10 protein-coding genes are annotated in these 11,483 nt (G+C 38.4%); all 10 read left to right on the plus strand.

Annotated elements, in window-relative coordinates; genetic code table 11:
- The first annotated feature begins 25 nt into the window (after window positions 1-25).
- The 10 genes from C568_RS0104905 (at window position 26) to rsmB (ending at window position 11,483) form a co-directional block, all read left to right on the plus strand.
- Window positions 26-2,746 carry a calcium-translocating P-type ATPase, SERCA-type gene (locus C568_RS0104905; RefSeq protein ID WP_018780917.1) on the plus strand — a complete coding sequence of 907 codons (2,721 nt, stop codon included), beginning with the start codon at window positions 26-28 and terminating at the stop codon, window positions 2,744-2,746.
- Between the two features lie 99 nt (window positions 2,747-2,845).
- A complete protein-coding gene (locus C568_RS0104910) occupies window positions 2,846-3,721 on the plus strand; it encodes a YicC/YloC family endoribonuclease (protein WP_003208193.1) in 876 nt (291 codons plus the stop codon).
- A gap of 67 nt (window positions 3,722-3,788) precedes the next feature.
- Entirely contained in the window at window positions 3,789-4,052 is a 264-nt protein-coding gene (gene remA, locus C568_RS0104915; RefSeq protein ID WP_001251459.1) for an extracellular matrix/biofilm regulator RemA, read from the plus strand.
- Window positions 4,053-4,065: 13 nt separating this feature from the next.
- Window positions 4,066-4,683 (plus strand): guanylate kinase, encoded by a 618-nt coding sequence (gene gmk / locus C568_RS0104920; protein WP_003199649.1) that lies wholly within the window; start codon window positions 4,066-4,068, stop codon window positions 4,681-4,683.
- 1 nt (window position 4,684) lies between these two features.
- A complete protein-coding gene (gene rpoZ, locus C568_RS0104925; protein ID WP_018780918.1) occupies window positions 4,685-4,897 on the plus strand; it encodes a DNA-directed RNA polymerase subunit omega in 213 nt (70 codons plus the stop codon).
- Between the two features lie 198 nt (window positions 4,898-5,095).
- Window positions 5,096-6,301, plus strand: a complete 1,206-nt coding sequence (gene coaBC, locus C568_RS0104930; protein ID WP_003199652.1) for a bifunctional phosphopantothenoylcysteine decarboxylase/phosphopantothenate--cysteine ligase CoaBC — start codon at window positions 5,096-5,098, stop codon at window positions 6,299-6,301.
- The gene (gene priA / locus C568_RS0104935) at window positions 6,298-8,703 is read left to right on the plus strand and encodes a primosomal protein N' (protein ID WP_018780919.1); all 2,406 of its coding nucleotides are present in this window, start codon (window positions 6,298-6,300) and stop codon (window positions 8,701-8,703) included. Before coaBC ends, priA begins: the two co-directional genes overlap by 4 nt.
- An 11-nt stretch (window positions 8,704-8,714) precedes the next feature.
- Window positions 8,715-9,191, plus strand: a complete 477-nt coding sequence (gene def, locus C568_RS0104940) for a peptide deformylase (protein ID WP_003199655.1) — start codon at window positions 8,715-8,717, stop codon at window positions 9,189-9,191.
- A 16-nt stretch (window positions 9,192-9,207) separates the two neighbouring features.
- Window positions 9,208-10,152 (plus strand): methionyl-tRNA formyltransferase, encoded by a 945-nt coding sequence (gene fmt / locus C568_RS0104945; protein ID WP_003199658.1) that lies wholly within the window; start codon window positions 9,208-9,210, stop codon window positions 10,150-10,152.
- Window positions 10,149-11,483, plus strand: coding sequence for a 16S rRNA (cytosine(967)-C(5))-methyltransferase RsmB (gene rsmB / locus C568_RS0104950; protein WP_018780920.1), 1,335 nt, complete (start codon window positions 10,149-10,151; stop codon window positions 11,481-11,483). Before fmt ends, rsmB begins: the two co-directional genes overlap by 4 nt.

Genomic DNA, 11,483 nt, shown 5'->3' on the forward strand with positions numbered 1-11,483 from the left:
CTGCAATCAGGAGGTCGATAGCGAGATGAATTGGTATGAAATGCGTGCACATGAAGTGGAAGAAAGAACGAATACGAATGTGAAGGTAGGACTGTCAGAGCAAGAAGCGGAAGGGCGCTTAAAGAAGCTAGGGCCAAATGAATTACAAGAAGCAAAGCGGCCTTCTGCACTTCTTGTATTTTTGGCGCAGTTTAAAGATTTTATGGTACTTGTTTTGTTTGGTGCGACAATCATTTCAGCTTTTTTAGGAGAGTATATTGATTCGATTGCAATTGTCGCAATTGTTATTATCAATGGTGTTCTTGGTTTTTTTCAAGAAAGAAAAGCAGAAAAATCATTGGAGGCTTTGAAAGAATTAGCTGCCCCGCAAGTAACGGTTTTACGAAATGGAAAATGGATGAAAATACCATCTAAAGCACTTGTCCTTGGGGATATCATTAAATTTTCTAGCGGCGACCGTATTGGTGCTGATATTCGTCTTGTTGAAGCATCGAGTTTATATATCGAGGAATCGGCTTTAACGGGAGAATCTGTACCTGTTCAAAAGAAAGTGGAAGCATTAAGCGGTCAAAATGTTGCGATTGGTGATCAAAAAAATATGGCATTTATGGGGACGATGATAACAAGGGGTTCCGGGGCCGGAGTAGTAGTAGCTACAGGGATGAACACGGCTATGGGGCAGATTGCAAATCTGTTACAAAATGCAGAGCAAATGGAAACACCGCTGCAAAGAAGATTAGAACAACTTGGGAAGATTCTAATCATTGTTGCCCTTATTTTAACAGCACTTGTTGTACTAGCTGGAGTGTATCAAGGGAATGAAGTGTATCATATGTTCTTAGCGGGTGTGTCACTTGCTGTTGCAGCAATTCCAGAAGGATTACCAGCGATTGTTACGGTCGCATTGTCACTTGGTGTACAGCGCATGATTAAAAAGAGAGCGATTGTTCGAAAATTACCAGCAGTAGAAACTTTAGGATGTGCTTCTGTTATTTGTTCGGACAAAACGGGTACGATGACACAAAATAAAATGATGGTAACACATATGTGGTCAGGTGGCGAAACATGGCATGTAACCGGGCAAGGCTACGAGCCTACTGGATCATTTATGAAAGGTGAGCAGAAGGTTAATCCGGAATCTACAAGGGCGTTATATCAATTATTAACATTTGGGTGTTTATGCAATAACGCGAGCATTGTAAAAAAGAAAAAAACATATGTCCTAGATGGAGATCCGACAGAAGGTGCGCTCGTTGCAGCGGCGATGAAAGCAGGAATATCCCGAGAAGCTTTAAAAGAGAAGTTTGAAATTATTCATGAACTCCCTTTTGATTCCACACGAAAAATGATGAGCGTAATCGTTCGTGATCGCGATGGTAAAAAATTTGTAGTCACAAAAGGGGCACCTGATGTTCTTTTGCAAATGAGCCAAACAATTTTATGGGGGGATAAACAGCAACCTTTAAGTGAGTTATATCGTAAAGAAGTGCAAGCGGCAATTCATAACCTTGGGAGTCAAGCGCTTCGAACGATTGCTGTTGCATTTAGGGCTTTAAAAGTAACAGATTCAATTGAACATGAAAGAGAAGTAGAAAAAGATTTCATGCTTGTCGGGATACAAGGAATGATAGACCCGCCAAGACCAGAAGTGAAACAGGCCGTAAAAGAGTGTAAAGAGGCTGGTATTAAAACGGTAATGATTACAGGAGACCATAAAGTAACAGCGATGGCAATTGCGGAGCAGTTAGGGGTTTTACCACCGAATGGCCGCGTTATAGAAGGTGTAGAATTAGCAAATATGTCTGTAGATGAACTAGAGGATATTGTAGAAGATACCTATGTATTTGCACGTGTATCTCCTGAACATAAATTAAAAATTGTAAAAGCTCTTCAAAATAAAGATCATATTGTGGCGATGACAGGTGATGGAGTGAATGACGCTCCTGCTATTAAAACAGCTGATATTGGGATAGCGATGGGAATTACAGGAACGGATGTAGCTAAAGAAGCTTCCTCTCTTGTTTTGCTAGATGATAACTTTGCTACGATTAAATCGGCAATTAAAGAGGGACGAAATATATATGAGAATATTCGGAAGTTCATTCGGTATTTATTAGCATCAAATGTTGGAGAGATTTTAGTTATGTTATTTGCGATGATGCTTGCTTTACCACTTCCGATGGTTCCAATTCAAATTTTATGGGTGAATTTAGTAACAGATGGTTTACCAGCAATGGCACTAGGGTTAGATGCAGCTGAGGGAGATGTGATGAGAAGAAATCCACGGCATCCGAAAGAAGGGGTGTTTGCAAGAGGGTTGGCTTGGAAAATTGTGAGTAGAGGCTTTTTAATTGGTATTGTAACCTTGCTGGCATTTATTATTGCATTTAATCAGCATCCAAATGAATTGAAATATGCGCAAACAGTAGCTTTTGCTACACTAGTTTTAGCACAGCTTATTCATGTATTTGACTGCCGCAGTGAACACTCTATATTCCATCGTAATCCTTTTGGGAATATATATTTGGTTGGAGCAGTTATTATTTCAGTGTTATTAATGCTTGTGGTTATTTATTATCCACCATTGCAACCGATTTTTAGCACAATGCCAATTCAAGCGAGAGATTGGTTATTAATCGTTGGTTTATCGTCCATTCCAACATTTTTATTAGTTGGCTCTTTATTGACAGGGAAAAAGGAGAAGAAGAAGCCGATATTGTATAAGAGAGGCATAAACTTGAAATAGTCAATGATATGAAAATGTGATATAATTTACAAAAGGTAGTAGAGTTGCATCTCTATTACCTTTTTCATTGAGTTATTTCATGGTGTGGATGTGATAAAGATGATTTCTAGTATGACAGGATTTGGAAGAGCGAAAGTGGAAAATGATGCTTTTCAAATTACAGTAGAAATGAAGTCAGTGAACCATCGTTTTTTAGAGATGAACATTCGACTTCCGAAACAAATGATGGTTTTTGAGGACAAAATTCGTAAGTTAATTGCAGAACAAGTTCGCCGCGGGCGTATTGAAGTGTCCATTATTATTACAGGGGAAGGGCTTGTTGAAAGAAAGTTAAGTGTGAATTGGCCGCTTCTCAAGCAGTATAAATCCATTATGGAAGACGTGAAAACGAAATTTCAATTACAAGATTCCATTACACTTCAACAATTAATGGCAATGCCAGAAGTAACGGCGATTGAAGAAATGGAAAATGTAAATGAACAATTTGAACAAAATTTATATGAAGCTGTTCGCCAAGCTGCTCGTACGTTAAAAACGATGAGAGATGGCGAAGGAGAACGATTACATAAAGATATGGCGTATCGTTTACAAGAGATACACGATTGTGTAAATGCGATTATTCCGCATGCACCAATTGTTACTCAAAAATATCGTGAACGATTGGAAAATCGCTTAAAAGAATTACATAATCATGAGTTAGATGAACAAAGGTTGCTGACAGAGGTAGCGATGTTTGCGGAGCGCTCGGATATTCATGAAGAATTGGTTCGCTTGCAAAGTCATTTAGCTCAATTTCATGAAGCCCTTGAGATCGAGGAGCCTGTTGGTAGAAAAATGGATTTCATTGTACAAGAGATGCATCGGGAAATTAACACAATCGGTTCTAAGGCAAACGACTTAACAATTTCAAAATATGTTGTAGAAATGAAAAATAACCTTGAAAAAATTCGTGAACAGGTACAAAATATTGAGTAGCTGTCAAAAAATATATAAAGTTATACGTGGTGGGGAAATCGGATAGACTTACTAGGAGGCGCAAACTATGGCCATGCGGTTTTTAAATATTGGATATGGGAATATTGTATCTGCTCATCGAATTATTGCAATTGTAAGTCCGGAGTCAGCTCCTATTAAACGAACGGTGCAGGAAGCGCGTGAACATAACGTGTTACTAGATGCTACGTATGGGAGAAAAACAAGGGCGGTTATTGTTATGGATGATGGGCATATTGTACTAAGCCCAATTCAGCCAGAGACGATTGCACATCGTTTAAATAATAAAGAAGATTTAAGTGAGGAAGGGTAGGTTTTACATATTTATGAGAAGTAGAAGAGGGTTGCTCATCGTTCTTTCAGGACCTTCTGGCGTTGGGAAAGGGACAGTTCGAAAAGAGTTGTTCAGCCATGAAGATACAAGATTTCAATACTCTATTTCAGTAACGACACGTAAACCGCGTGAAGGTGAAGTAGATGGTGTGGATTATTTCTTTAAAGAGAGAGAAGAGTTTGAAGAAATGATTCGTAACGAAAAGCTGCTTGAGTGGGCAGAGTTCGTTGGGAATTACTATGGAACACCAATCGATTATGTTGAAAAAACATTGCAAGAAGGAAAAGATGTATTCTTAGAAATTGAAGTACAAGGAGCAATTCAAGTAAAGAAAGCTTTCCCAGAAGGGGTATTTATTTTCTTAGCTCCTCCAAGCTTATCAGAGCTTAAGAATCGCATCGTTGGTCGCGGTACAGAGACTGAAGATGTTATTGAAAATCGTTTAACTGTAGCAAAAGAAGAAATCGAGATGATGGACGCTTATGACTATGTAGTAGAAAATGATAAAGTAGAACTTGCTTGTGAACGCATTAAAGCTATTGTGGTTGGTGAACATTGCCGCCGCGACAGAGTAGCGAAATATTATAAAGAAATGACGGAGGGTATATAATATGTTAAATCCATCAATTGATTCATTGCTAAAAAAAATCGACTCTAAATATACATTAGTAACAGTAGCGGCAAAACGCGCTCGTGAAATGCAAATGGCTAACAACTGTGTTGTTGAAAATCCTGTTTCTCATAAATGTGTAGGTAAAGCGTTGGAAGAAATCGATGCGGAAGCATTAAAGTATGTACCAAGCGAAGAGAAAGTATCTGAGTAAGGCATTCTCTTCGACAAATGAAAACATAGACTTTATACTTTTCTATGTAACGGTAACAACCTATTTACAAGTAGGTTGTTATTTTTTTACGATAGAGCTAAAAGAAATAGGTTTTTGTTTAATGAAATACTAGCACTGACGAGCTGGAATGAATACATTTCAGCAGAATAAGTTTGAAAAAGAAAGAGGACGAGTCATATGCTAAAAGGGAAAAAGATACTTCTATGTGTAACAGGAGGCATTGCTGTTTTTAAAGCGGCTGCGTTAACGAGTAAATTAACACAAGCAGGAGCACTTGTAAAAGTAATGATGAGTGAATCGGCGATGAAATTTGTTACACCTCTTACATTTCAAGCGCTTTCTCGCCATGATGTATACACGGATACGTTTGATGAAAAAGATTCTGCAGTTATCGCTCATATTGATTTAGCGGATTGGGCGGACGTTGTGCTTATTGCACCAGCAACAGCGAATTGTATCGGAAAATTAGCAAATGGTATTGCTGATGATATGATCACAACAACATTGTTAGCTACTATAGCGCCAGTCTGGATTGCACCTGCTATGAATGTGCATATGTATGAAAATAAAATTGTCCAAAAGAATATGATGACGTTAAAAGCGTTGGGATATACATTTATTGAGCCTGGAGAAGGCTTTTTAGCATGTGGATATGTTGCGAAAGGTCGATTAGAAGAACCAGAAACAATTATCGCTCGATTACAAGAAGCGTTTTCAGAACATAAACCATTAAAGGGAAAGAAAATTTTAGTAACTGCTGGCCCAACTCGTGAAAAAATTGATCCAGTACGTTTTATGACGAACTTTTCTTCAGGGAAAATGGGGTATGCGCTAGCGGAAGTTGCTGCTAACTTAGGAGCGGATGTAATACTTGTTTCAGGTCCAACTGCAATAGCACCACCTGTAAATGTAACAACTGTGCAAGTAGAATCTGCACAAGATATGTTAGAAGCTGTAATGCAACATTATGGATCTATGGATGTTGTTATTAAAACAGCTGCAGTAGCAGACTATCGCCCGAAAATTGTGCATAATCAGAAGATGAAAAAGAAAAGTGGCGATGCAGTCATTGAGTTAGAAAGAACAATCGATATTTTGAAAACACTCGGTGAGAAAAAAGAGCATCAACTCCTAATCGGTTTTGCTGCTGAAACGACAAATATAGAAGAATATGCAACGAAAAAATTGCGTGAAAAAAATGCAAATATGATTGTTGCAAATGATGTGAAAGCACAAGGTGCAGGATTCGGTACGGATACGAATATTGTAACAATGTATAGAAAAGATGGAGAAGTTATTCGATTACCTCTTTTAACAAAGAAAGAAGTTGCACGTGAAATTTTAATGCAAATTAAAGCGATGTTAGAAGAGGATCGTGTATGAAATTTGCAAGTGTAATCGTTGATGTACCGGCACGTCAAACAGATCGCCCGTTTGACTATGTTATCCCTAAGAAATGGGAAGATATTGTACAAACAGGTATGCGTGTAGTCGTTCCGTTTGGTCCACGGAAATTACAAGGCTTTATTATTGAAATAAAAGATTCAGTCGATGTGGAAAGCAAAAAGTTAAAAGCATTGCATGAAATACTAGATGTTACGCCAGTTTTAAATGAAGAATTATTACAACTTGGTTTTTGGCTGACGGATGAAACATTATGTTATATGATTTCAGCTTTTCAAGTTATGCTTCCAGCTGCGATAAAAGCGACTTATAAAAAACGGCTACAGCTCCATAAAACAGCTGCAGTGGCGCCGGAAATTCGTGATTTGTTTCAAGGGAAAGAAGCGATAGATTGGGAAGAAATTGCTACGCACTCACATATGTATCGCATGGTTCAAAAAGAGATAACAAACGGCACTATTGAAGTCATCTATAAAGTAAAAGATAAGGTGCAAAAGAAGAAACAAAGGGTGATTCAGCCAGAATTGCCACAGGAACAATTAGAGGCAGCTGCCTTTGAGCTGAAAAGTAAAAAGCAACAAGATGTACTGTATTACTTTGTAGAAAATTATCACAGTGTGCCATTAAAAACATTAACAGAAGAACTACAAATAACAGATGCACCGGTAAAGTCGCTTGTGAAAAAAGGGTTGCTTTTAGAACAGTACATTGAAGTATATCGTAACCCATATGACGATGAGGCTTTTGAACAGACAAAGCCATTTCCGCTCACAGATGAACAAAATCAAGTGATTACGCCCATCTTGTCATCCATTACAAATGAAACATATAATCCATTTTTACTATATGGTGTTACAGGAAGCGGTAAAACAGAAGTGTATTTGCAATCCATTGCTGCGGTGTTGAAAAAGGGAAAAGAGGCGATTGTACTTGTTCCAGAAATTGCGTTAACACCGCAAATGGTAGATCGATTTAAAGGACGTTTTGGTTCGCAAGTTGCGGTTCTTCATAGTGCGCTTTCTGTTGGGGAAAAATATGATGAATGGCGGAAAATTTTACGAAAAGAAGTAAAAGTTGTTGTTGGAGCACGCTCCGCTATTTTTGCTCCATTTGAAAACTTAGGAATTATTATTATTGATGAAGAACATGAGTCAAGTTATAAACAAGAAGATAATCCGAAATATCATGCCAGGGATGTTGCGATTTGGCGAGGGCAATATCATAATTGTCCAATCGTGCTCGGCAGTGCAACGCCGACTCTCGAATCATTTGCTAGAGCGAAAAAAGGTGTTTATGAGCTACTAACCATGCAAAAGCGTATGAATGAACAAGCGTTGCCGACAGTAGAAATTGTTGATATGCGTGAGGAACTGCGTGATGGAAATCGTTCTATGTTTTCAAAATTACTTCATGAGAAAATAGCGGATCGGTTAGAAAAGAAAGAACAAATGGTTCTTTTTTTAAATCGAAGAGGCCATTCAACGTTTGTCATGTGTCGTGATTGTGGTTATGTCGTGCAATGTCCACACTGTGATATATCACTCACCTATCATAAAATGAATCATCGTTTAAAATGTCACTATTGCAGTTATGAGGAAAGTATGCCAACTGCTTGTCCTGCTTGTAATAGTTCGTATATTCGTTTCTTTGGGACAGGAACACAAAAGGTAGAAGAAGAAATTACAAAGTTATTTCCAGAGGCGCGGGTTATCCGTATGGATGTTGATACAACGAGTCGCAAAGGAATGCACGAAAAGTTATTAAAAGCCTTCGGTGAAGAGAAAGCTGATATCTTACTTGGAACACAGATGATCGCTAAAGGGCTTGATTTTCCAAAGGTTACACTTGTTGGTGTCTTAACAGCTGATACGATGCTACATTTACCAGATTTTCGAGCAAGCGAGAAAACGTATCAGTTATTGACACAGGTGAGTGGACGTGCAGGTCGACATGAATTACCAGGAGAAGTAGTAATTCAAACGTATACGCCAGAACACTATAGCGTAGAACTAGCAAAGAATCAGCAGTACGATGTATTTTTTGAACAAGAAATGCAAATGAGAAAAACGAGGCAATACCCGCCATACTACTATGTCGCACTTGTAACCGTTTCGCATCCAGAGTTATTAAAAGCAGTGCAAGTAACGGAAAAAATTGTCGGTTATTTACGAACGCATTGCTCGCGGCAAACAATGGTGCTAGGACCGGTTGCTTCAGCAATTCCAAGGATAAAAGATAGATATCGATACCAATGCATGATAAAATACAAGCGGGAACCAAACTTAAAGTACGTGCTCAAAATGGTAAATGAACATTATCAAGCAGAAATGCAAAAAGATTTGCAGATCTCAATCGACTTTAATCCAACAATGTTAATGTAGCGGAGGAAAATATGGCAGTTTTAGAAATTGTAAAGCATCCAGATGAAGTGTTAGAAACCCCATGTGAACGGGTAATGAACTTTGATAAAAAGTTAGTGAATTTGTTAAAAGATATGCATGAAACAATGTTAGTTGCAGATGGTGTTGGTTTAGCGGCACCACAAGTCGGCGTAAGTTTGCAAGTGGCAGTTGTTGATATTGGTGATGATACGGGAAAAATCGAACTGATTAATCCAGTTATTTTAGAAAAACGTGGTGAACAAGTAGGTCCCGAAGGCTGCTTAAGCTTTCCGGGACTTTATGGTGAAGTGGAGCGTGCAGAGTATATTAAAGTACGTGCACAAAATCGTCGTGGTAAAATCTTTTTATTAGAGGCAGATGATTTTTTAGCACGCGCAATCCAACATGAAATCGACCATTTACATGGTGTGTTATTTACATCAAAAGTGACGAGATATTATGAGGAAAATGAATTAGAAGAGATGTAAAAGGAGCGGTTTTTGAATGATAAAAGTAGTATTTATGGGAACACCGGACTTTTCTGTACCGGTGCTTCGTCGTCTTATTGAAGATGGATATGATGTAATTGGTGTTGTAACGCAGCCGGATCGTCCAGTGGGAAGAAAAAAGGTTATGACACCAACACCTGTTAAGGTGGAAGCGGAAAAACATGGTATTCCGGTGTTACAGCCGTTAAAAATTCGTGAAAAAGACGAATATGAAAAAGTATTGGCATTAGAGCCGGATTTAATTGTGACAGCTGCGTTCGGACAAATTGTACCAAACGAAATTTTAGAAGCACCAAAGTATGGATGTATTAATGTTCATGCTTCATTACTTCCAGAACTTCGCGGCGGTGCACCAATTCATTACTCCATCATGCAGGGAAAAGAAAAAACAGGTATCACAATTATGTATATGGTGGAAAAATTAGATGCTGGTGATATTTTAACGCAAGTAGAAGTGGAAATCGAAGAACGTGAAACAACTGGTTCATTATTTGATAAATTAAGTGAGGCTGGAGCGCACTTATTATCAAAAACAGTTCCGCTTTTAATACAAGGAAAATTAGAACCGATTAAACAAAATGAGGATGAAGTAACATTCGCTTACAATATTAAACGTGAGCAAGAAAAGATTGATTGGATGAAAACAGGAGAAGAGGTTTACAATCACATTCGTGGTTTAAATCCGTGGCCAGTTGCTTATACAACTTTAGCAGGGCAAGTTGTAAAAGTATGGTGGGGCGAAAAAGTTCCTGTAACAGTACAGGCTGAAGCTGGTTCTATTGTAGCAATTGAAGAAGATGGTTTCGTTGTGGCAACAGGAAATGAAACAGGTGTTAAAATTACTGAATTACAACCATCTGGTAAAAAGCGCATGAGTTGTTCACAATTTTTACGTGGAACAAAACCTGAAATTGGTACGAAGTTAGGAGAAGACGCATGAGACAAAATGTTCGTGAGTTAGCTCTTGATGGTCTAATTCAAGTAGAGAAAAGTGGCGCTTATAGCAACTTACTTTTAAATAATTTGATTGAAAAAAGTGCGATTGATAGAAAAGATATTGGTTTGTTAACTGAGATTGTCTATGGAACGATTCAACGTCGTGATACACTTGACTATTATTTACAACCATTTTTAAGAAAAAAAGTTGAAGCGTGGGTAAAAATATTACTTCGCTTATCTTTATATCAAATGCTATATTTAGATCGCGTCCCAGAAAGAGCGGCGATTCATGAGGCTGTTGAGATTGCAAAACGTCGTGGTCATAAAGGAATTGCAGGGATGGTAAACGGGGTACTCCGTTCGATTCAACGTGAAGGTGTGCCATCTTTAGAGGAGATACAAAATCCTGTAGAGCGAGTTTCTGTTGCAACGAGTCATCCAGAGTGGCTTGTACAAGAGTGGGTATCAGCATACGATTTAGAAACAGCGCAAAAAATGTGCGAAGTAAATATGGTTCCGCCGGTACCGACAGCACGTGTGAATGTTGATAAAATAACGGTAGAAGAAGCGATTGCTTTGCTAGAACGTGAGGGTGTACAAGCAAAACGTGGTGATTTATCAGAAGATGCTATCCAAATTGAAAAAGGAAACGTAGCGCATACAGAAGCGTTTAAAAACGGTTTCCTTTCTATTCAAGATGAAAGCTCTATGCTTGTTGCGCGTGCTTTGAAACCCGAAGAAGGAGATATGGTTCTTGATAGCTGCGCGGCGCCTGGTGGGAAAACAACACACATTGCAGAGCGTTTAAAGGGGACTGGTCAGGTAACGTCGCTGGATTTACATCCGCATAAAGTTCGTCTAATTCAGCAACAGGCGAAGCGTCTAGAATTAGAGAACATTGAAACAAAGGCGCTAGATGCCAGAAAAGTTCAAGAACATTTTGCGAACGAAAGCTTTGACAAAATATTAGTAGACGCACCATGTTCTGGATTTGGTGTTATCAGACGTAAGCCTGATATTAAATTAGGTAAAGAAAAAGGCGATAGTGAAAGACTGTCGACAATTCAGCTATCGATACTAGAAAAGGTAGCTCCACTGTTAAAAGCAGGTGGTCGCCTTGTTTATAGTACGTGTACAATTGAAAAAATAGAAAATGAACAAGTGATAGAGCAATTTTTACAAGAGCATCCTGAATTTGAATGGGATACTACTATGAAAGAGCGCATGCCAGAAAAATTACGTCCTTATATAAATGAAGGGCAAGTACAAATTTTACCGCATTATTTTGCAACAGATGGCTTTTATATTGCTTGTTTAAGAAAGAAGGTGTAG

The organism is Bacillus sp. 95MFCvi2.1 (genome assembly GCF_000374965.1).
Classification (GTDB): domain Bacteria; phylum Bacillota; class Bacilli; order Bacillales; family Bacillaceae_G; genus Bacillus_A; species Bacillus_A pseudomycoides.

Bases quoted from the DNA above. Each gene is read 5' to 3' on its own strand.
- rsmB (WP_018780920.1), top strand. From the start codon at position 10,149: ATGAGACAAAATGTTCGTGAGTTAGCTCTTGATGGTCTAATTCAAGTA.
- fmt (WP_003199658.1), top strand. From the start codon at position 9,208: ATGATAAAAGTAGTATTTATGGGAACACCGGACTTTTCTGTACCGGTG.
- priA (WP_018780919.1), top strand. From the start codon at position 6,298: ATGAAATTTGCAAGTGTAATCGTTGATGTACCGGCACGTCAAACAGAT.
- remA (WP_001251459.1), top strand. From the start codon at position 3,789: ATGGCCATGCGGTTTTTAAATATTGGATATGGGAATATTGTATCTGCT.
- coaBC (WP_003199652.1), top strand. From the start codon at position 5,096: ATGCTAAAAGGGAAAAAGATACTTCTATGTGTAACAGGAGGCATTGCT.
- rpoZ (WP_018780918.1), top strand. From the start codon at position 4,685: ATGTTAAATCCATCAATTGATTCATTGCTAAAAAAAATCGACTCTAAA.
- C568_RS0104905 (WP_018780917.1), top strand. From the start codon at position 26: ATGAATTGGTATGAAATGCGTGCACATGAAGTGGAAGAAAGAACGAAT.
- C568_RS0104910 (WP_003208193.1), top strand. From the start codon at position 2,846: ATGATTTCTAGTATGACAGGATTTGGAAGAGCGAAAGTGGAAAATGAT.
- def (WP_003199655.1), top strand. From the start codon at position 8,715: ATGGCAGTTTTAGAAATTGTAAAGCATCCAGATGAAGTGTTAGAAACC.
- gmk (WP_003199649.1), top strand. From the start codon at position 4,066: ATGAGAAGTAGAAGAGGGTTGCTCATCGTTCTTTCAGGACCTTCTGGC.